The sequence below is a fragment of the Pedobacter sp. 22226 genome, from assembly GCF_052045455.1.
Lineage (GTDB): Bacteria > Bacteroidota > Bacteroidia > Sphingobacteriales > Sphingobacteriaceae > Pedobacter > Pedobacter jeongneungensis.
Genome location: NZ_JBQEPB010000001.1, coordinates 663,436 through 686,756 on the forward strand (window position 1 = coordinate 663,436; position 23,321 = coordinate 686,756).

Genomic DNA, 23,321 nt, shown 5'->3' on the forward strand with positions numbered 1-23,321 from the left:
ACACGCAAAATATAATGATGAGATTTATTTTACTAACCTGCCTCATGCTGCTTGGAATTTCCTTTATCACCCGGGCACAGGAGGTAACTGTTAAAGGGACGGTAACCGATGACAAAAAGCTGCCCATACCAGGGGTAAGCATCTCGGTGAGCAATTTGCCGGGTTTGGGCGCCATTACCGATGGAGAAGGTAGGTACAGTATAAAAATGCCCGCCTACCAAACCCTTGTATTTTCTTATGTGGGTTACGAAAAGAAAGAAATTTTGGTAAAAGAGCAACGCGTGGTTAATGTAACCTTAAAAGAATCGGATGCCAGCGTACTTAATGAGGTGGTGGTAACTGCCACCGGCGCCGAAAAAAAGATAGCCATTACAGGGGCCATCACCACGGTAAATGTTGATCAGCTTAAATCCAATCCATCTACCTCCATGGCCGATGCCCTTGCCGGCGTGGTGCCGGGCATACAGGCCATGCAAACCTCGGGCCGGCCCGGCAGTATTTCCGAATTCTGGGTGCGCAGTATTTCTACTTTTGGTGCCAGTAATGCAGCTTTGGTACTGATTGATGGTTTTGAACGCGATATGAACGAAATCAATGTAGAAGATGTAGAATCCTTTTCGGTATTAAAAGATGCTTCTGCAACTGCCATGTACGGCAGCAGGGGAGCCAACGGCGTAATCCTGATCAAAACCAAAAGAGGTAAAGAAGGAAAAGTAAATATTAACGCCAAGGTAGAAGGGTTTTACAACACGCTTACCAAATTGCCGCAATTTGTAGACGGCTATACCTATTCCTCTATGGCCAATGAGGCAAAGATTGTCCGCAACCAGGAACCGCTTTTCTCCCGCCCTGAGCTTGAAATACTGCGCCTCGGGCTTGATCCGGATCTGTTTCCCAATGTAAACTGGATGGATGTAGTGTTGCGCGATGCAGCAAAAAGCCAGCGCAGCATGCTTAACCTGAGCGGGGGCGGAAAAACGGCCCGCTATTATCTGTCAGGCAGTTATCAGAACCAGCAGGGCATGTACAAAGTAGATGATGCCCTAAAAGATTATAATACCAATGCCAGTTTTAATAAATATACCTACCGTTTAAGTGTGGATATGGATATTACCAAATCTACCCTGTTAACCGTTGGGGTATCGGGCTCGTTGCGTAAACAAAATGATCCCGGCGTAGGCAGTGATGCCATCTGGACTGCCCTGATGGGCTATAATGCCATTACTTCACCGTTAAGGTATTCGGATGGAAAAATCCCGGCGAGTGATGATGGGGACACTAATCCGGATAATGATATGGACCGTTTCAATCCATGGGTGCAGGGCACTATGACGGGTTATAACGAAAGCTGGAGCAACAATATCCAAACCACATTAAACCTGAACCAGGGCCTGGATTTTATTACGCGGGGACTTCGGTTTGTAGGCCGTTTTGGTTACGATACCTATAACAACAATTACATCAGGCGTTATAAATTTCCGGAATTATGGAGTGCCAACCGATACCGCAACACCGCGGGCGAACTGGTATTTAAACGCATAAAGGAAGAACAAAAAATGACGCAATCATCTGGTTCGGACGGTAATAAAAATGAGTTTTTCGAATGGGAAACCCATTATAACCGCAGTATTGCCGCACATAATTTCGGCGCGGTGATTAAATACAGCCAAGCTTCAAAAGTTTTTACGCAGAACATTGGCACCGATCTAAAAAACGGAATTGCCCGCCGCAACCAGGGACTGGCCGGGCGTGTTAATTACAACTGGAACTCACGCTACTATGTCGATTTTAATTTCGGCTACACCGGTTCAGAGAATTTCCATAAAGATTATCGTTTCGGCTTTTTTCCGGCCATTTCGGGTGCATGGAATGTGGGCGAAGAACCGCTGGTGAAAAAACTGGGCTGGGTAGATATGTTTAAAGTGCGCTATTCTTATGGAAAAACCGGTAACGATAATTTAGGCAACATCAGGTTTCCTTACCTCTACAGTTTAGAACAGATGGCGGCAGGCGGTTATAATTTCGGGGATTTCGATTCGTCAAACCCATGGACAGGGATCCGTTATTCTTCGGTAGCCTCGCCAAACGTAACCTGGGAGGTAGCCACCAAACAGGATTTAGGGATCGATTATTCCTTATTTCACGATAAAATCAGCGGTTCAGTAGATTACTTTAAAGAAAGGCGGGAAGGCATTTACATGAGCCGGAATTTTCTGCCCGGATTTGTGGGCCTCGAAAACAATCCTTCAGCCAATGTGGGTGAGGTAAAAGCGCATGGTTTTGACGGGAGTTTTACCTTAAAACAGAAAATCAATAATGTCGATTTTACCCTTCGGGGCAATGCCACCTATAGCAAAAATGAAATTATAGAACGCGATGAAGAAAATACCATTTATAACTATAAACTGCAGGAAGGGCACCGGGTAGACCAGGCCAGGGGACTGATTGATTTAGGCCTGTTTAAAGATTATGATGATATCCGGAACAGTCCGAGGCAAAGTTTTGGTGCGGTAATGCCGGGCGATATCAAATACAAAGATATTAACGGAGATGGGGTTATTGATGATAACGACATTGTGGCCATTGGTGCTACCACCCGTCCAAATTTTACTTATGGTTTCGGGATGTCTGCAAGCTGGAAAGGCCTTGATATTAACGTGCATTTTCAGGGTGTAGGCAAATCAACCTATTTCATCAACGGCTCTTCGGTTTACATGTTCAGTTTGGGGCAGAACTGGGGAAATATCTTAACTGATATTGCCAACAGTAACCGCTGGACGCTGGGTGTGAATGAAGACCCTGATGCTGATTACCCACGTTTAACCTATGGCCCGAATGACAATAACTACAGGGCATCAACCTTTTGGCTCAGGGATGGCTCTTACCTGCGTTTAAAAACTTTGGATATCGGTTATTCTTTACCCAAAAGCCTGGTAAACAGGGCGCATTTAAACAATGTCCGTTTCTTTTTAATCGGTACCAACCTGCTTACTTTCAGTAAGTTTAAACTGTGGGATCCGGAGTTGGGAAGCTCAACAGGCAAGGTATATCCGCTTAGCAAAACATTATCATTAGGCGTATCAGTTAATTTATAAATAATGAAGAATTTGAAAAAAACAATGGTGGTTTTAGGCTTCTTAAGCACAATTATAATCATCAATGGGTGTAAGAAATTTCTCGATTCCGATTATCTTTTTGATGAGAGGTTAACCACAGAAGAGGTTTTTACCAATCCCGATTATGCAAACAGGTGGCTGGCACAGGCCTACTCTTTTTTAGGCAGCAATTACATGCAGGAGGTGAGCAGCAAAAAATCGGTGCCCTTTAATTTTGCAGATGATATGTATTATGGTGACGAAAGTGACGGATACAAAAGATGGAAAAACGGGCAGTACACCGAAAATGGCCTGAATGGCGAAAGCAAAGAAATCTGGAATACGGCTTACAAGGGGATCAGGCAGGCTTCTGTTTTTATCAATAACATCGATATCAATACCAAATTTACCGCGAAAGAAATTGCTGATTTAAAAGGACAGGCCCGCTTTTTAAGGGCATATTTTTATTGGATATTGTTGCGCACCTATGGTCCTGTACCTATTGTGCCCAACGAGGGGATAGATTATACCAAAGAATATGACGACATTGCCCAGCCGCGCAGTTCGTATGAAGAATGTGCCGTTTATCTTGCCAACGAGCTTGCAGAAGCGGCCAAAGGTTTATCTACCCAACAGGGCATACAACAGATTGCAAGGCCAACACGGGGTGCAGCATTGGCATTACGGGCCAGGATTTTGTTATATGCAGCAAGTCCGCTGGCTAACGGAAAAGCACCTGCAGATGTTGCTGCAGCTCTGGTAACCAAAGACGGAAAGCCCTTACTTTCGCGTACTTACGATGAATCGAAATGGGCACGGGCAGCTGCGGCAGCAAAAGATGTAATGGATTTGGGGCAGTACCGCTTGTATGTGGCCTATAAAAAAGCAACCGGCGACGCCGCTTATCCGGCCACGGTAACCCCGCCTTTCGACAGTAATTTTTCTAACAGTGCCTGGCCTTCCGGCTGGAGTGATATTGATCCGTTCGAATCTTACCGGGCTTTGTTTAACGGTACGGTACCGGCTTACCAGAATCCGGAACTGATTTTTACCCATGGCCAAAACCAGGGCGGGGAAGGGATTAATGTATTGGTATTGCATCAGCTGCCGCGGCTCGAAGGTAAAGGATATAACTCGCACGGGATGACCCAGAAACAGGTAGATGCCTATTACATGAACAACGGGAGCGATGCACCCGGTATGAACAGCATGTATGCCGGGAGGCAGGGTTACGAAGGCCGTTTCAATTCGGCGCCCCGGGCAACAGGCTATGTAAAACAGGAAGAATTGGCCGGCTATCCGGAACTGGGACCGATGGGCGTGGGGGTAAATAAACAGTTTGCACGCCGCGAACCCCGGTTTTATGCTTCAGTTTCGTACAACGGCTCTACCTGGAATTTATTGAATGCCGAAACGGTAAGGGATGAAAAAAGCAATGTGCAGATATTTTATTACCGTGGCGACCCGAATGGCTATAAAAATACCTCTTACTGGCCACGTACAGGGGTAGGCATAAAAAAATATGTGCACCCGGATGATATTAGCAATGTGGCCGTTACGGCATACGATCAAACCCGGATGAAACAAAAAGTAGATCCTGCCATCCGCTATGCTGAAGTATTGCTCATTTATGCAGAGGCCTTAAACGAACTGAATGGTTCTTACAATATTCCATCGTGGGATGGGAGCAGGACACATGCCATATCACGCAATATTCCGGAAATGAAAAGGGGGATCCAGCCCATCCGCATCCGTGCGGGACTGGCCGATTATCCGGGCGATGTATATGCTGATCCAAACAGGTTCCGCATAAAATTAAAAAGAGAAAGGCAGATTGAGCTTTTTGCAGAGGGACAGCGTTATTTTGATCTGCGCCGCTGGACGGATGCGCCCTCGGAAGAATCGGCTCCGGTTTATGGATATAATGCCTATGCTACCAAAGCACAGGCCGATCTTTTTCATACCGTGGTAGAAACACCTTCCTTGCCTTCTATTTTTACCCTTAAAATGTGGTTCTGGCCCATACACTATGACGAATTAAAGCGCAACAAATACCTCACCCAAAATCCTGGCTGGACAAATCCTGAATAAGATTAACATTTACAACAATGAAAAAACGTATATATCTGCTATTTTTAGTGGTTACAACAGCAATATGCTTTGTATCCTGTAATGATGAATGGAAAAAAGAACAGTTTGTCCAGATGGCATCATTTAAATCAAACCCGACAGCGCAGGGTGTAACCTGGTGTTACATCCGTTATAATGCCCAGGGGAAATTACGGTTTAACCTGCCGGTTATCATCAGCGGTTCTACCCCGAATGTTAAAAACCGCACCATCCACATCGGTTTAGATCCTGATACCCTGGCAAAATTAAACCAGGAACAATATGGGCACAGGCAGGAACTGTATTTCAGGCAGCTGGATAAAAAGTATTATACCATGCCCACAAGTATAGAGGCTCCTGCGGGTGTGAGTACGGTTACTATACCGGTTGATTTTACCCTTGGCGACCTGGACCAGGCGGATAAATGGGTATTGCCCCTGCAGATTTTAAGCGATCCATCTTATGATTACCAGGCGAATCCAAACAAATATTACCGCCGCACCATGCTGCGCATTACTCCGTTTAACGATTACTCTGGCGAATACGGCGGTACCCTTTATAAGATATTTTTAGAAGGGGATACCGAACCGTTAACCTTAAATACCCACAGAACTTTTGTGGTGGATGACAAAACCATTTTTCTTTATGCGGGCATCAGGGACATCGATTACCTGGACCGCAAGAACTATAAGGTGTTTATAAAATTTACCGACGAGAAAATTGACGTGCAGAAGAAAAAGCTGGAAATCTGGAGCGATAATACGGCTAATAACAAATTTAAAGTGGGTACAACGCAATCCTATTACACCAGGGATGAGGCCATGGATCCGAAACTTCCTTATTTAAAACATGTTTACACCACCCTTTACCTCTCGTACGAGTTCGAAGATTATACCACCGTACCCGGGCAAAGACTAAAATATAAAGTTGAAGGCACATTGTCCATGCAGCGCGATCTGAATACGCTGATACCGGATGAAGATCAGCAGATTCAGTGGTAAATGAATGATGACCATCGTAGTTATTGCGATGGTCACTATTTTATTAAGCTTAGATTAACTGTTGCTATCCCACCGACCATTATTTAGTTATTTATCAATTTAAAACTGCTAAAACTTCCTGTTTCTGAGGGATCTCCCTTTACCACGATGCCAGCCCTATATCCCATTCCCCAGGGCACATATTTAGCTGCTAAAAAATCTGTGCGATAAAAACTGAGCCATTCTGCCCCCTGTTTTTTATAAAAAAATTCAATCTGTTTGCCATTGTCGCTGATCAGCATTTTCAGCTGTACCGGTGCCGATAAACTTTCAGCAGATGTTTTATGAACCTTATAGGTGCCTTCGAAATTATCAAAAACAGTTAAACCATTTTTCGAAGCCGTAATGCCTATACCGCCAAGCTCACCAGGCCACTTACTTTTAAAAATGGCACCCCCAAGGCAGATGCCTGTTTTAGCTGTACCAGGATTTACTGTTGCACTGATGCTAAAATTTACGGTTTTTATGTACTGACCTAAAAAAGTGCCAAGTTCATGATTTTCATCAGATGCGGACAGTTTTAAGCCCCGATCGAAAACCATTAATGGCCTTTGCGATTTAGATGGCCATTGCCAGGCAAGATCCGGTTTTTGATCCTGCTCAAAATTATCGGTAAAGTTAAGGTCGGCTTTTGGCCGGTTAGGGAGGGTTGCATTGTGCAGTACCGGCCAGCCATCAGCGCCCACAATCAATTCCTCAATAATACCTTCACGGCCTACAAAAACATCATAGTTTTTATTAAAAGCATGGTAAAGCATAAACATCCTCTCACCGGCAGTTTTTACCACCGTACCATGGCCCGGGCAGTTCCACTTATCATTGCTCACCATAATCGGGTTGTTGCCGTATTTTTCCCATACGCCGCTGTCCAGGTTTTTTGTTCTCGCAATTCCGGTTTTGTAATTGCACCTGGCATCGCAGCAACCCCCAACCGAGTAAAGGCTGTACACATATTCGCCTAAAGTAAAAAAACAGGCTCCTTCTACGAGTCCCGTTTCCCACGGCTGACTATTGGTAAATACCTTACTTTTTTGCCCGAGCAATTTAGTACGGCTATCGTTAATTTCCTGTTTCCAGATCCAGCTTTCTTTACCACAGCCATTGCCGTCGTTTTTCCAGAAAGCATAAATTTTGCCGTTTTGCTGCAATTCAAACGCATCTATCGCTCCGCATTCATCTTCGATAATTACAGGGCCATTGTCGGTAAATTTACCGCTTTCAATTTTATCTGCATCAATCCAGGCCGTGCCGCACTGCAAACCCGGATTACCTTTTGTTTCCCGGTTATGCGCCGTATAATAGGCATAAATCCGGTTCTGTTTTTGATCGTAAACCAGTTCTGATGCCCAAAAATTATTCTCGCCCCACTGGTTTTTCATATCCTCAAACCCATCCGGGAAAACATGATTGATGAGTTTCCAGTTTTTAAGGTCTGTTGATTTATAAATGGTAAAATAAGGTGCCCATTCGTTTGTGGTAGAAGTGGCATAATATACCTTGCCTACCCTGATAATGGAGGGATCCGGATTATCGCCGGGCAAGGCAGGGTTTACCAATAAAGGGGCAATATTTTCCACATTGGAATTTACAGACTGCGTTTTTTTTAACCCGCAGGAAAAAAGGCAAAAGCAGATCAGCAATGCAAATAAGCAAATGTTTGAAGGTTTTTCAGGTGCTGTTAAGGGCTTTTGTGCGGCAGAATCTTTATGATTTTTTATAAGCCTAACGCCATTTAAAGATTGGTTAAAAAATGCAGATAATCGAAAATTGATCATGTATTTCAAGGTATAAATTGTCTTTTTGCTATTTGGTTATTTGTCCGAAAATAAACAATTATATATAGGGAGGAAGGGTTGCTCAAGTAGAGCGACTACATTAAAAGGCATGATTTATCACGCTTTACGGCGGCATAATCTGTTCACTTTTAGCTTCCATATAAGGGATTTGGTTTAGTATAAATTATTGATTTTTAAGGTGTTGTTTTCTTGTTTCTGCATCCGCTGCTATCTTTATAATACCATTTTTCAAACCGGATATTCGGCTGCTTATCTGCTTTTTGATCGGGTAAAATGAGACGAATCAACAATAAATTGAACATATTTTACAAAGTCCATTGGCTTACTTTGGCATAACAACCAATTATAAACTTGTTAAGCAGATCAAATGCAAATGCTATGGCCCATCAGCATGGAGATATTTATCAAATCCGATTTTCACTATATGGCTTAAGCACCTGATGCATCCTTAAAACTAAATCTTTAAACACATAAACAATTACAAATTAAATTCAATGAAAAACCACAGGTTAATTTACATGCTATTATTAGGCCTTTTTGCCGTAAACCTAACTTACGCTCAAAATACACTCAGCAAAAACGAAAAAAAGGAAGGCTTTAAACTGCTTTGGAATGGCAAGGATGCTACCGGCTGGCGTGCCATATTTAAAGAGCAGTTTCCGGCCAAAGGCTGGGAAATGAAAGACGGGATTTTAACGGTACTGGCATCGAACGGACAGGAGCAGGGTTCTGGCGGCGATATTGTGACCCGGGATGAATTTTCGGCCTTTATTTTAAAGTTCGATTTTAAACTTACTCCAGGTGCCAACAGCGGTATTAAATACTTTGTAACCGAAGAAGAAAAAACCAACCTATCGGGCATTGGCCTCGAATTTCAGGTATTGGATGATGAAAAACACCCTGATGCCAAACTGGGCAAAAACGGTAATCGTAAACTGGCCTCTTTGTACGATCTGATTCCTTCAAATAAACCCGCTTCGGTAATTAAACCAATTGGCGAATGGAACAGTGGCGAAGTACGTGTTTATCCCAATAACCATGTAGAGCACTGGTTAAATGGCGTAAAAGTGGTGGAGTATGAGCGTGGATCGGAAGATTTTAGAAAACTGGTGGCCGGAAGTAAATATAAAACCTGGAAAAATTTTGGTGAAGCTAAAAAAGGCCATATCCTGATACAGGATCATGGTAATAGTGTTTCGTACCGGAACCTTAAAATAAAAACACTTAAATAACCTGCATCATGGAAGAATCGAGAAGAGATTTTATAAAAAAGGCAGCAATTGCTGCTGCGGGTACTTATGTGGGTACTTTTGGGATGTCGGCAAAAAGTTATGCAAATATTATCGGTGCCAACGACCGGGTTAGGGTTGGGGTAGTGGGATTTTCAGACCGTTTTAAGGATACACTTTTTCCATGCTTTCTAAACCACAATAAGGAACTGAATTTTGATATTGTTGCCCTTTCCGACCTTTGGAATTACCGGCGCAATTTAGGTGCTGAGCATATTAAGAACAAAATTGGCCATGGCATAACCTCCTGTAAAAACAATGATGAGCTTTACGCCCTGAAAGATCTTGATGCAGTAATCATCAGTACGCCGGATTTTGCGCATGCCTCGCATGCCATAGAAGCGGTTAAAAATAAAAAAGATGTGTATTGCGAAAAACCTTTCGCCGAAACCATGGAAGATGCCCGCGCTGCATTAAAAGCGGTAAGGTCTTCTAAACAGATTCTGCAGATCGGCTCACAGCGCCGCAGTGGACAAAATTATAAAGCCGCTGCCGATTTTATTAAAGAGGGTAAATTTGGAGATATTACGATGGTGGAGTTAAGCTGGAATGTAAACCAGCCCGGCCGCTGGCGCCGTCCTGATCTGGTGGCCAAACTAAAAGAAGAAGATACCGACTGGAAACGCTTTTTACTCAACCGCCCGTATGAAGCTTTTGATCCGAGGATTTACCTGGAATACCGCCTTTTCTGGCCCTATTCTTCGGGTATGCCCGGGCAATGGATGAGCCACCAGATTGATACCGTGCACTGGTTTACCGGTTTATCGCACCCACGCAGCGTAACCGCCAATGGTGGTATTTATCAGTGGAAAGATGGTCGCAGGAACTGGGACACCACCACAGCTGTTTTTGATTACGGGCCATTAGACGACCTTACGAAAGGCTTTCAGGTAGTATTTACCTCGAGGATGCACAATGGTGATGAAAAACCTGCAGAGATTTATTATTCGAACGGAGGGGAACTGAACCTGATTACCAATACCATCTCTCCGCATGGCGGTTTAACGGAAAGGGCAGCGGCAGCCATGAAAATGAAGCCAAACCTTTTGCCCGAAATTAAACTTGCTGCGCCATCTGCTGCTGCAGCATCGGCTAATACGGGTGCCGACATATTAAGCTCTAACCATATGCGCAACTGGATGGAATGTATCCGCAGCAGAAAAGAACCTAACGCCCCTGTAGAAGCAGGGTACCAGCACTCTATTGCAAACATTATGACCAACGCCGCAGTGCGCACCGGCGGAAAAGCAACCTTTGATGTTACACGGCAAGAAGTGATGGCAGAAGGAAAAGTATTTAAATATTAGCGCATTAAACAACAAAGTGCAAAGGTCTGTGTCTGCACATGACGACTTTCCTTCCAAGGTCTGTGTCCTCACAGACCTTTCGCATAAATTCATTAGTTTATTTTTTTACCATATGAGGCATTTGGGGCATATAAGTTCAATCGCTTTAAAAGATATCGTAAAGTGAGGGGTACAGCTTGCAACGAATTTTAGGGGTTCAATACTAAGCAAATGCTGGTAGCGATTGTTGGAAGATTGCTTGCCCGAATACCTTGGCAGGCTGTCGGCTGAAAAAGGCTCCCCGCAATGATGACTATCTTTCCAAGGTCTGGGTCCTCACAGACCTTATGCATAATAAGCATGTATCACCGGTTGGTATCCTTACTCAGCGAATTCATATATTCCTGTGGTGATACTTTAAAATACCTCAGAAAATTTTTATTAAATAAACTCTGAGAACTGTAACCCACCATTTTTGCGATCTCGAAAAACGTAAACTCATTTTGGGCAATCAGCCTGGTAGCTTTTTTTAACCGGGTTACATCAATAAGTTCTTTTGGTGATAGGGCAGAAATCGCTTTTATCTTGCGGTAAAGTGTCGGGCGACTCATGTGCATATGTTCTGCCAGCTGGTCGATATCAAGATAGGGGTCCTGAATATTTTTACGTACATATTCATCCAGCCTTTTTAAAAACGCCTCTTCAATTTTAGAGTTGGCCACTACACGCACATCCTCAAAGGGAGAACTTGCAAAATGAGCCTTTATTTTTAAGCGGTTCTGGAGCAGGTTAGCCACCTGAACACGTAATAACTGCGGCGAAAATGGTTTTTTAATGTACAGATCTGCACCCACTTCAAGGCCTTCAATATGTGCTTTATAGGTGTTTTTAGAAGTTAATAAAATAATGGGAATGTGGCAATATTCTACGTTCGATTTAATGAGCCTGCAAAGTTCAAAACCATCAATGCCGGGCATCATAATATCCGAAATAATCAGGTCTACGATTTCATTGCCTAAAATTTCCTGAGCAACCCCTCCGTTAATTGCCAGATACAATTTGTAGGTGTTACCAAATACCTGCGTTAAAAACTCCAGGATATCTTCATTGTCGTCAATAATTAAAATACTTTCCGTCATATTTATTTTATCTTTTTCCAACTGCTCAGTTTAAATTCAAACTTTTGATGTATAGGTAAAATTAACTCAAAAACCACTTTGTCCGTATCGCTTTCCAATAAGCTTAATGAACCATTATGCAGTTCTGCCAACGATTTTGCCAGCGAAAGCCCGATGCCCGTACCCGGTTTATCTTTGCCATATAACCTGAAAAAAGGTTCGAAAATCTGCGAACGGTATTGCTGGGGGATCCCTTTTCCATCATTGGTAAAAGTAACCGTAAACCGGCTGTCGGTTTCTTCAGCAGTGCTGAGGCGCACGGTTACCCGGCTTGTTCCGTATTTTATGGCATTAGAAATTAAGTTGTTGCAAATCTTAATCAGCGCTTCCCGATCGGCAAAGGCAATAACATGGGTTTTGGGCAGTTCCAGATCAAGCGCGATATTACTTTTCAGGGCTTCCTGTTTAAAAGCATCCACCTGTTCTTTTAAAAGATTGTTGATATCTGTATTCACGAAATTTAAACCAAACTGGTGCATCTCCGTCTTCCGGAAATCAAGCAGCTGATTGGTGAGTTTGGCCAGGCGGTTCGCATTCTTTTCTACCATGAGCAAGCTGCTTTTCAGTGGCTGTTCCGGTGCTTCTTCGAGCATCATTTCCACCGGACCTAAAATGAGCGTAAGTGGCGTCTGTATTTCATGGGCAATATTGGTAAAAAACTCAATCTTGGCCTGATAAATCTCTTTTTCCTTTTCGTGCTCAAATAACTGTAATTTATTAAGGTTTTTGCGCTCAATGTAGCGGTGGTAATAGCGGATTGCCAGAAAAAGTCCTGTTACAATCATCAGCAGGTAACAAATATATGCTGTAATGCTTTTCCAAAAGGGAGGAAGGATTTTAATAAAAAGGCGGCGCTCTTTACCCGTCCAGCTTTCTACGTTGCTTTTTGCCCTGACCAAAAAAGTGTAATTGCCGGGCGATAAATCGGTGAAATAAGCTTTTCTGTTATTGTTAAGGTAGGTGGTGGCCTGATCTACACCTTTCATCACATATTCGTACCTGGTTACCTCTGGTGAAGAATAATTGAGCGCAGCAAATTCGATACTGAAATTATTCTGATTGTGGGTTAGCACAATGGTATCGGTATAAGAAATGGATTTGCTAAGCGGACTGTTTTTAATATTGGGAAGTACTTCCATATTATTGATCTGGAAACCCGTAATAAAAGTGGGTGGTGCGGTATCTTTCTGCTCAAAATCTTTCGGGTCAAAAGAAATCATCCCCCTTACCGATCCAAAATACATTCTGCCGTTTGGCGCTTTATATGCCGAACTGAAATTAAACTGATCGGTAATCAATCCGTTTGATTTGGTGTAGATTTTAAACTTTTCGGTCTGCATGTCAAAACAGATCAACCCCTTAAGTGAGCTTATCCATAAATGTTTTGAGTTATCTTCGAGCACACGAAACAGGATATTGGTCGGCAATCCGTTTTCGGTGGTAAATTTTTTCAGCACTTTCCTGTCTGCACTAAGCCTGATCAGTCCGCCACCTTCCGTAGTAAACCACATGGCTTTGTTGCTGTCTTCAATAATGCCGCATACCGGAAATTCGTGGATGCTTTTGTTGTTAACCTTATCGCCAAAGGTAATGTTGCCGTGTTTCCCTGTTTTGGGGTTGAAGTAAAATGCCCCACGGGATACACTTCCTGTCCAGATATTGCCAAACCTATCTTCCCAGATATCGTAAACATAGGAGTTTACCGGAATCGCTTTAATCCGCTTAAAAGTTCTTTTCTTTTGGTCGAAAACAAACAGTCCCGAACCCATATTATAGCCCGTACCCACATAAATGGTACTGTCTTTAGCGCGATGGATGGAAAGCACAAAATCGCTCGTTTCTTCATTTTCTTCGCCAATGGTTTTAAAACGGTTTGTCACTTTGCCTTTGCTGATATCCATAATTTCCATGCCGTGTAAAAATGGCCCAACCAGCAATTGATTGCCCAGAGCAAGCAAGCCATGAATATTAGGGTAGGATACATTTCCGGCTTTGCCATTGGCCGTATAATTGGTAAATAGCCCGGTTTTAGGGTTGAATTTATTAACGCCCGCATCCTCGGTACCGATCCATAAATTGCCTTTATCATCAGGGCAGATTTCCCGTACCGCGTTTCCGGAAATGGAGTTGGTACCCAGCAGCGGGTAATATTTTTCGAACCTCGCATTGTTTTTGGAGAAATAACTCAGTCCGCCAAAATAAGTACCGGCCCACATGCCGCCTTCATTGTCTTTACAAACTGTATAAACCGCATTATCGGGTATAGAATAAGGATCGCCAGACCGTTTACGCAGGTTTATTTTGGCATTAGTGGCCAAATTGTAGATATAAATGCCCGATTCTGTGGCAATCCAGTACTCGTGGTTTTCGCCCGCAGTAATGTCGCGTACATAAATATCAGTATTGTCGCTGTTTTTAAGGATCAGCGATTTAATCTGGCCGGTTCTGGTGTTATAACTTTTTAAACCCCGTTTAAAGCAGCCTACCAGGATATTATCATTCCCCGTTGGAAATATCTTACTAATCGACCGCAGGTTTGCGGGTACATTTTTACCGATTATTTTCACACCCGTTTTAGATCCATCCTTCGGGTTGTAGGTAACCAGTTCTCCATCATCATTCCCCACCAGAATGTTTCTATGTTCATCAATGGCAATACATGCTGCACTTATTTTGAGGTCTGTTACCTTATTTTCTTGCTGCACATATTTAAAAAGAGCCCGGTTTGCTAAAAAGAAGAGGTTGTTTTCATGATCTACCATGATAGAATTGATGTATTTTTTGAGGTTAGGTCCCAGGGGGGTAAATACCTCTTTAACAGGATCATATTTAAAAATACCACGACCTGTACCCACCCACAATATGCCCTTTTTATCTTCGGCTAGGCTAACAATGATGTTGTTGCCAATGTTTCCGAACCTGCTTTTTTCGTCTTTAAAGGTTTTAAAAGTATAACCGTCGAAACGGTTTAAACCGCCACGGGTGCCCACCCAGATCATCCCTTTTTTATCCTGTATCACCGTATTTACCGAATTATGCGCCAAACCATCATCGGCCTGGTACTGCTTAAAATAATGAGATTGCCCTTCGCAGGTATAAACTGCAAAAAACTGGCTCAGTAACAGGAAAAATAATACAAAACGCATATTCAAGTTAATATCAAATATATATAAATCGCATTGTTGTGTAATCTATGTTTTGGCACCTTTTAATCAGGTTTTAGCCGGGTGGGTATTTAGGTGTTGATTATCAGTTGTTTGTGTGGTTTTGGAATGATGATTTGAGACATATCGACAAAAAGATGAACAGATTTTACAGGCATCATTCCTTTACTTTGATTTGAATTTAACCAAATTAATAACCTTGCTGCAAATTCTTCTACCGGCTTTTACCAGGCCTTTGCAGTTTTAGTAATTTTTTATGAGAAACAAATTATTGATTCATCTGGCAACCGCTTTGGTGGTTTTAACAGGTTCTTGTCAGAAAGGGCCATCAGGCGAAAGTATCGAAGCAGGCAAAACCGTAAAACTGGCCACCTTAAATGTAATTGCTGCGGCACCAACTTTGGGCACCTTAATTGATGGGGCAATTTACCGGATTCGTGGGATTTCATCTTTACCTGATGGACCGGTGGTAGAAGTTACGGGTAACTCCACGGCAGAAAATGCCGCCATCCAACAATGGTCGTGGTTCCCAAACAATGGCCAAAAATGGAAACTCGTAAAAACCGACGCCACTTATTACAAACTGATTAATATTACGAGTAATAAATGCCTTAAATCACCATCAGCAACATCGGGCGATATTCTGCAGCAGGGTACCGATGATGGCAGCGATGCACAACAATGGGCTATCGGTTACACGGGCAGCAACAACGTATTTACCCTTACCAACAAGGCCACCGGGATGAAAATGGCCGTCGACCCTGAAAGCAATACCCCTGGCACTAAAATCAGGCAGAAAACTACGCTGACAGGTACGCAGGGGATGTTCAACTTTCATGATACGAATTTCCAGAATCCACTTATCAATGCCAGCAGGGCCGATCCTTATGTCGCCCAAAAAGATGGTTATTATTATTTTATGTACACCCGCGGGAACAATATCGGGCTGAGAAAAACCAAATCGATGTCTTTGCTTTCTACAGCAGTAGAAACCGTGGTGTGGACGCCCCCTGCAGGTACGCCTTATTCTTCGAATATCTGGGCGCCAGAATTACATTTCCTTTCTGGAAAATGGTACCTCTACTTCGCCGCAAATGATGGTGGCGATGTTACCCACCGCATGTTTGTACTCGAAAATCCGAATGCCGACCCTACTACAGGCACATGGACTTTTAAGAGGAAAATCAGCGATCCCAGCGATCAATGGGCTATTGACGGATCGGTATTGACCATCGGCACCGCAAATTATTTTATCTGGTCGGGATGGGAGAACGTGGCCACCAAATACAAACAGTATATCTACATCGCTCAAATGTCTAACCCCTGGACAATAAGCAGCGACAGGGTGAAAATATCATCGCCCACCAACAACTGGGAAAAATATGAACCGAGCGGTTCTTTAGGCGCAGGTGTTAACGAAGGACCAATTATGCTTAGAAAAGATGCCGGCAGTCCGGTATTTATTATTTATTCTGCCAGCCGTTACAGCAGCGATAATTATTGTTTGGCGCAGATCCAATTAAAAGATGGAGGCAACCCGATGGTAGCGGCCGATTGGATCAATAAAAAGCAGGTGTTTGTTAAAAGCGATGCAAACGGGGTTTATGGTCCAGGCCATAATGGTTTTTTTACCAGTAGTTATACTGATCCGAATGGCGTATTGCATAGCGAAAACTGGTTTATTTACCATGCCCGTAGTGTGGCTGGTACGGGCAATGGATCGAGAACGCCAAGGATGCAAAAGCTGACCTGGAATGCGGATGGCTCGCCAAATTTTGGAACAGCCATGGCCACAGGACTAAACATTCCGGTACCTGTAGGTGAATAGCGATTGCGCCTATTTACTACGCCTGCTGTGTTAATTATCCCTGTCAATTTGAGATAAAACGACAAAGGATTGAACAGTTTTTGTAAACAGCATTTTTTTACTTTGATAGCAAGAAACCAAATATAAAACCCTGCATCGCCGCTTTGCAAATTCTGCATGGCCAATAACGCGGTTTACAATAAGGTTTCGCGTATCCTGTAATTTAACCAAATATGAAATATAGAAGTCTACCCAAAAGAATTATAGCCATAACTTTTTTGCCGGTTGTGATATTGGCCATTTCAACCTCAGCAAATGCAGGCAACAGTGGTAATGCCGCCCTGGTGCTGAATACTAAATCCGGGATTGCGGTTATCAGCCAGGCCGACATCATCATTACCGGTAAAGTAACCGACGAGAAAACGAAGTCGCCGATTCCGGGGGTATCGGTTAAGGTTAAAAATGGTAGCTCCACTGCGGTAACCGACGGAAACGGTGTGTACAAAATCAATGTAGCCAATGAGCAAACGGTTCTTTTATTTTCTTATATCGGTTACGATGTACAGGAAGTAACGGTAGGCAATCTTAAAAACATCAATGTAGTGTTAAAATCTTCGCAGGCCAACCTGGACGAAGTGGTGGTGGTGGGTTATGGAACACAGAAAAAAGCAGATGTTACCGGATCGGTAGTGCGGGCAAATCTCGATGATTTCAGAAATGCACCTACCACTAATGTGGCCAACCTTTTACAGGGAACGGTGCCGGGTTTAAATGTGGGCCAGGTAAACAGGGCAGGAGCCACACCATCCATTAGCATACGTGGGCAGAATACTTTGGGTGGCAACCAGAACGTGCTGATCATTTTGGACGGGGTACAGTATAATGGTTCTTTAACTTCTATCAATCCGGATGATATTGCCTCCATAGATATCTTAAAAGATGCAAGTGCCACAGCGGTTTATGGTGCACAGGCGGCAAATGGTGTAATCCTCATTACGAGCAGAAAAGGTGCCATCGGCCGGACCAGAATCTCTTTTTCCACTCAATACGCAACCCAGAAACCCAATATCGATTTAAAGCCAATGGCGAGGGATGAATATTTAGATCACATTAAATATTTATATTATGATGAGGCCTTTCTCGCCCCCGATTTTACAAAGCCTAACCCGGCATTCGATCTGGTAAGCAAGGTAGATGCCTCTATGAAAGACGCACAGTGTAACCTGTTGCCCAACGATTTTAGCTGGTATGATGATGCCACTAAAACAGGTTCAATAATTGATAATCAGCTCAGTGTATCAGGCGGAACGGATAAAATAAATTACCTTTTATCGGGCAGTTTAACTCGAAATTCAGGTTTTATCAATAATGATGTTTTTAAAAGGAAAACCATCAGGGCCAACATTGAAACCAAAGCAACAGATTGGCTGACCATTGGTTTGCAATCGTTCGGTACTTTTGTAAATGAGGATGGGGTTGAGCCGAATTTTGTAGATATTAACCTCATGTCGCCACTAATTTTGCCCTGGGACAATAATGGAAACCTTAAAATCAATCCTTTTAATACCAATGTGGTAAACCCCTTACTGAATTACCAGGCCAGGGATTACGACCGCCACAACTACTTTTTTGCCAATGTTTATGGTAATGTACAACTGCCTGTTAAAGGCCTGAGTTACAAAATAAGTTTCGGCAATAATTACCGTCTCGATTTTAAAAACATTTCGAACATGTACGATGCCAACCTCACCGGGCAGGCTTCGAAAGAAAATACCACTTATTACGATTATACCTTTGATAACCTGTTAACTTATAATAAGGTAATCGGTAAGCACAATTTTACGGGCACTTTGCTGTATGGTGCCATAGAACGCGATAATAGTTATACAAGGGCTTATTCAACAGGTTTTTCGAGGTTAACCCTTGGTTATGATAACCTGCAGCAGGGTACCAACCGCTTTGCGATATCCAATGCATGGAAAGAGACCCTGAATTACCAGATGTTCCGTTTAAATTATAATTTCGACAGTAAATACCTGTTTACCGGAACCATCAGGAGGGATGGATTTTCAGGCTTTGCAGAAAATAACAAATACGGTATTTTCCCTTCGGTATCAGCGGGTTGGGATATTTCTAAAGAATCATTTTTCAAGGTTAACTGGGTAGATAACCTGAAACTGAGGGTAGGGTATGGCGTTGCCGGGAATCAGACCACAAGGTATTCATCGCTCGCAAATGTGGGCGTAAGCGCCTCGTATGTTTTTGGTGATGGCGGTTCTACACAGTTTGGTCAGCAGGTAAACTCCTTATCCAATCCCGATTTAAAATGGGAACGTACCACCGGCGCCAATTTAGGTCTCGAATTTACCCTGTTCAAAAACAGGTTGTCGGGTGTAATCGAATATTATGATACTAAAACAACCGATCTTCTTTATTCGGTAAACATCCCGGTAATTACCGGTTTCAGCAATATCCTCACCAACATAGGGCAATTAAATAATAAGGGACTGGAGGTTTCTTTAAATTCAAAAAACATCAACAGCGGTCAATTTAAGTGGACATCTTCCTTAAATTTTGCGAGGAACGTAAATAAAGTGGTTAAACTTTTAGGGGATCTTAATGGCGATGGTGTGGAAGATGATCTTCCGCAGAGTGGCCTTTTCATCGGTCAGCCTACTGCGGTGATTTACGATTATCAGGTAAACGGCATCTGGCAGGTAGGCGAAAAAATTCCCACCGGATATTCTCCCGGCACTTACCGTATTGTGGATCAGAATGGCGATGGGGTAATCAATGCCAGCGATAGAGCGGTATTGGGATCATCAGCTCCGGCTTACAGGATCAGTTTGCTCAACAACTTTCAGTACAAAAACTTTACCCTGAGCATATTTTTAAATTCTGTGCAGGGTGGAGATAAATCTTACCTCGCAGGCAATACCCCCAGGCTGATCAGGGATGATAATTCCATCCGGAACAATTACCTCAGCGGCATAGATTTCTGGTCGCCCGATAATCCCAATGGCAAATATCCCCGTTCTATTGTTTCTGCAACCTTAAATCCGCCACTTTTCCAGAACCGCAGTTTTGTGCGTTTGCAGGATGTTTCGCTCTCCTATAAATTTAGCGGGAAACTGATTGAAAGGATGAAACTACAAAACCTGAATGTATTTGTGAGTGGAAGAAACCTGGCTACCTGGACCAGCTGGGACGGTTGGGACCCGGAAACAAATCAGGGATTAACCAACGACGGAAGGCCTGTATTTAAAGGCTATTCGGTAGGTCTTAATGTTACATTTTAAACCAAAAGTGATGAAAAAGATAACCTTTACAATTATAGCTGCCATAACCCTTACGTTTTTCTCCTGCAAAAAAGCTTTTCTGGATGAAGAACCGCTAGATTTTTTAAGCACCACAAATGCCTACAACAATGTTAAAGATTTTGATGCTGCAGTAAATAATTTATATAGCCGGGTAAGAAGCGAATTTTATAACAGTGGCGAGCAACGGCCCTTCGATTATGTTTTTGGCTGCGACCTTGTTTTCGATGGCCAGCCGGCTACTACCAGGCATACCAATATGGTTGCGGCTTATTCTCCGCTCAGTACCGAAATTCCTTTAATCCACTGGACATCGCTCTATAAAATTATTGCAGAGTCTAATACCATTATCGATCGCATTCCCGCTTCGGCGTTATCTCCTGCAGATAAAACACTAATGGAAGCCAGGGCTAAATTCTTCAGGGGAATGGCTTTCCGAACCCTTGCTTATTTATATGGTGGTGTACCTTTGAATACAACCGAGGTGGTATCGCCAAAAACAGATTATGTAAGAGCGCCGAAAAGTGCGGTATTGGAGCAGGCCATTAACGACCTGAAATTTGCAGCTTTAAACCTGCCTGCCATCAATGTGGTGCAGGATGGAGAGGTTAACAACCTTGCCGCCTATCACCTTTTATCAGAAGTTTACCTGGCAGCCGGACAGTTTCAGAATGCTGCGGATGCTGCAACAAGTGTAATCAGCAACCCGAATGTGGGCCTCATGACCAATAGGTTTGGCGTGAAAGCATCAGACGCTACCAAAAATGTATATTGGGATCTTTTCCAGAGAGGAAACCAGAACCGGAAAAACGGAACCAACAGGGAAGCCCTTTGGGTAATTCAGTTCGAAACCGATGTTCCGGGCGGTGGCGCTGTCTCCACTGGCATCGGTGGCTCATACCAGATGGAAAGGCATTTTGCTCCGCAGTTTCTCACGTTCAGGCTTGCAGGCAGCAGTGTACAGCCATTTTTATACCCGATAAGCGATTATACCGGTGGCCGTGGGATTGGCTGGGCAATACCTACCAAATATTTCTCGGATGTGATCTGGCAGAGCGATTTTAACAACGACCTCCGTAACGCACCATTTAACTTTGTGCGCGAGTTTAAAGTAACCAATCCTGCACATCCGCGTTTTGGTCAAACCATATCCACCATTAATCCGCCTGCAGGCATTACGGTGCCACGCAGGGATTTTTATGCTTTTCAATCCAAAGTTACTACCCCGGGAGATCACCCTGATGGCATGTTTCAGGATAAATCGCAACTGCTGCTTAAGGCAAGTGCAGGCGGAACCTATGCCGATCAATATATGTTCAGACTGGCAGAAACCTATTTGTTAAGGGCTGAAGCCTATTTAGGTTTAAGTCAACTCGATAAAGCTGCAGCCGATATTAACGTGGTACGCGGCAGGTCTAATGCATCTCCTGTGCTGCCGGCCAATGTAAATATCGATTACATTCTAGACGAGCGGATGCGCGAACTGGGATCGGAAGAAAAAAGAAGGATTACATTAATGAGATTGGGACTGGTTTACGACCGCGTAAAAAAATGCAATCCTTATTACAATGATGTATTAACCACTTATAACCTGTGGCCAATCCCTGCTTCTGAGATTGAGCGAAACAATGGTGCAAGATTGGAACAGAATCCGGGCTATTAATTTTTGCAGACCCTTTCAGAAAAATGGCGGAGAATAGTATGGAAAATATGATCGATAAAATGGTAAAAAAAGTTGAAGTTCGGATCGATCTTTTGGGTTATGGAATTGTGGAACTATCGGTATCGTATAGCCTGAAATTTTCTGCTTTACCCTCCAGGGCCTATAATATTGATTGCCACATCGGGCAGCTTGATGCTGACCTGCATTCATGGCTTTATGCACCTGATTTTAAACTGGTTTTTTCCGAAATAGAAAATGGTGTGGGACATATTGTCTGCTTTAGTGGTGCAGGACTGAACAGGAATGTTTATTATCAAACCATGCTGAATGTAGTATCTGATTACATTTTTTTAAAGGAAAAATTTTTCCTCTGATGATGCTTTAAACCAAATTATAAAATCAAATATGTGTAGAAAATTAATTGCCTTATTATTACTCTTAATCCCTTGTCAGTTCCTTTTTGCCCAGAATAATCTGCTTAAAGATTTTCCGGAAGGATTTGGTCCAAAGGAAGTGGGAAAACGCCTGGCCTACCGCTTTCTGGATAGAAAACACATGCTCCATGCGGGCAAATGGATCAGCTATCCTGAAACTTTTAACTGGACGGGAGCGCTTCGGTATGCCAAATTAACAAAAGATAAAAAGCTCTTATCACTTTTGGAAGAAAGGTTTGAGAAACTCACTTCGCAGGAGAAGCAGTTGCTACCGATCATGAACCACGTTGACCTGAACATGTTTGGCAGCCTGCCTTTAGAACTCTATCAGATCACTAAAGACAAGCGTTATTTTGACCTTGGCATTCCCTACGCAGATACCCAATGGGCCGTTCCTCAAAATGCGGATAAAAAACAAAAAGAGTGGGCCGGTAAAGGCTTTTCCTGGCAAACCCGTTTATGGATTGATGATATGTACATGATTACCATTGTACAGGCACAGGCTTACAAAGCAACCGGAGACCGGAAATATATAGAACGTGCCGCCAGTGAAATGGTGCTTTACCTGGATGAATTACAACGCCCGAACGGCCTTTTTTACCATGCGCCCGATGTGCCGTTTTACTGGGGGCGTGGCAATGGCTGGATGGCTGCAGGCATGACAGAACTCTTACGTTTGCTGCCCAAAGATAATAAAGACCGTCCGCGTATTTTAAAAGGTTATGAAACCATGATGAAAAGCCTGAAAGATTTTCAGAGACCTGGCGGCATGTGGAACCAATTGATTGATGAGCCTGACTGTTGGGTAGAAACCTCGGGATCGGCCATGTTTGCCTATGCCCTCATTAGCGGGGTTAAGCAAGGCTGGCTGGATAAGCAGGAGTACGCTCCGGTTGCGCGCAAAGCCTGGCTGGCCATGGTACCTTATATAAATGAGAAAGGTGATGTTGCCGAGGTATGTGTGGGTACAAACAAGAAAAATGATAAACAATATTACTACGACCGGCCACGGAATGTGGGCGATTCTCATGGGCAATCTCCATATTTATGGTGCACTTTTGCCCTGTTAGAAAAATAATCTTTTGGTGTGCTTAAACATTTGGTCATGCGCTGGCTGCTCTCATACAGCTGGTAAATGCACAC

The 23,321-nt window shown here is 43.3% G+C and carries 13 protein-coding genes; 10 read left to right on the forward strand and 3 right to left on the reverse strand.

Features of this window, described 5'->3' with window-relative positions; genetic code table 11:
- Positions 1–14: 14 nt before the first annotated feature.
- The 3 genes from ACTJKC_RS02900 to ACTJKC_RS02910 are packed head-to-tail and all read left to right on the forward strand — an operon-like array spanning position 15 to position 6,205.
- Positions 15–3,095: a SusC/RagA family TonB-linked outer membrane protein gene (locus ACTJKC_RS02900; RefSeq protein ID WP_440790117.1), complete on the forward strand. Its 3,081-nt coding sequence runs from the start codon at positions 15–17 to the stop codon at positions 3,093–3,095.
- 3 nt (positions 3,096–3,098) lie between these two features.
- A complete protein-coding gene (locus ACTJKC_RS02905) occupies positions 3,099–5,186 on the forward strand; it encodes a RagB/SusD family nutrient uptake outer membrane protein (RefSeq protein WP_440790119.1) in 2,088 nt (695 codons plus the stop codon).
- A 17-nt stretch (positions 5,187–5,203) separates the two neighbouring features.
- Positions 5,204–6,205 carry a DUF4973 domain-containing protein gene (locus ACTJKC_RS02910; protein ID WP_440790121.1) on the forward strand — a complete coding sequence of 334 codons (1,002 nt, stop codon included), beginning with the start codon at positions 5,204–5,206 and terminating at the stop codon, positions 6,203–6,205.
- Positions 6,206–6,288: 83 nt separating this feature from the next.
- Here the strand turns inward: ACTJKC_RS02910 and ACTJKC_RS02915 are convergent, their stop codons facing one another.
- Positions 6,289–7,821 (reverse strand): glycoside hydrolase family 43 protein, encoded by a 1,533-nt coding sequence (locus ACTJKC_RS02915; protein ID WP_440790123.1) that lies wholly within the window; start codon positions 7,819–7,821, stop codon positions 6,289–6,291.
- Between the two features lie 713 nt (positions 7,822–8,534).
- On the opposite strand from ACTJKC_RS02915, the gene ACTJKC_RS02920 reads away from it, so the two are divergent.
- Complete coding sequence (locus ACTJKC_RS02920) at positions 8,535–9,272, forward strand: 3-keto-disaccharide hydrolase (protein WP_440790125.1); 738 nt, start codon at positions 8,535–8,537, stop codon at positions 9,270–9,272.
- A gap of 8 nt (positions 9,273–9,280) precedes the next feature.
- Positions 9,281–10,636 (forward strand): Gfo/Idh/MocA family protein, encoded by a 1,356-nt coding sequence (locus tag ACTJKC_RS02925; protein WP_440790127.1) that lies wholly within the window; start codon positions 9,281–9,283, stop codon positions 10,634–10,636.
- 344 nt (positions 10,637–10,980) lie between these two features.
- On the opposite strand, the gene ACTJKC_RS02930 is transcribed toward ACTJKC_RS02925, so the two are convergent.
- Positions 10,981–11,775: a DNA-binding response regulator gene (locus ACTJKC_RS02930; protein WP_344851222.1), complete on the reverse strand. Its 795-nt coding sequence runs from the start codon at positions 11,773–11,775 to the stop codon at positions 10,981–10,983.
- The gene (locus ACTJKC_RS02935) at positions 11,757–14,939 is read right to left on the reverse strand and encodes a ligand-binding sensor domain-containing protein (protein WP_440790130.1); all 3,183 of its coding nucleotides are present in this window, start codon (positions 14,937–14,939) and stop codon (positions 11,757–11,759) included. The genes ACTJKC_RS02930 and ACTJKC_RS02935 overlap by 19 nt, the downstream gene beginning before the upstream one ends.
- A gap of 274 nt (positions 14,940–15,213) precedes the next feature.
- Between ACTJKC_RS02935 and ACTJKC_RS02940 the strand changes: the two genes are divergently transcribed.
- From ACTJKC_RS02940 to ACTJKC_RS02960, 5 genes are all read left to right on the forward strand, one after another.
- Positions 15,214–16,785, forward strand: a complete 1,572-nt coding sequence (locus ACTJKC_RS02940) for a family 43 glycosylhydrolase (protein WP_440790132.1) — start codon at positions 15,214–15,216, stop codon at positions 16,783–16,785.
- Positions 16,786–16,997: 212 nt separating this feature from the next.
- Positions 16,998–20,063, forward strand: a complete 3,066-nt coding sequence (locus ACTJKC_RS02945) for a SusC/RagA family TonB-linked outer membrane protein (protein ID WP_440790134.1) — start codon at positions 16,998–17,000, stop codon at positions 20,061–20,063.
- Positions 20,064–20,073: 10 nt separating this feature from the next.
- Positions 20,074–21,744, forward strand: a complete 1,671-nt coding sequence (locus ACTJKC_RS02950; protein ID WP_440790136.1) for a RagB/SusD family nutrient uptake outer membrane protein — start codon at positions 20,074–20,076, stop codon at positions 21,742–21,744.
- Positions 21,745–21,782: 38 nt separating this feature from the next.
- Entirely contained in the window at positions 21,783–22,118 is a 336-nt protein-coding gene (locus ACTJKC_RS02955; RefSeq protein ID WP_440790138.1) for a hypothetical protein, read from the forward strand.
- Between the two features lie 31 nt (positions 22,119–22,149).
- Positions 22,150–23,256 carry a glycoside hydrolase family 88/105 protein gene (locus tag ACTJKC_RS02960; protein ID WP_440790139.1) on the forward strand — a complete coding sequence of 369 codons (1,107 nt, stop codon included), beginning with the start codon at positions 22,150–22,152 and terminating at the stop codon, positions 23,254–23,256.
- The last annotated feature ends 65 nt before the right edge of the window (positions 23,257–23,321 follow it).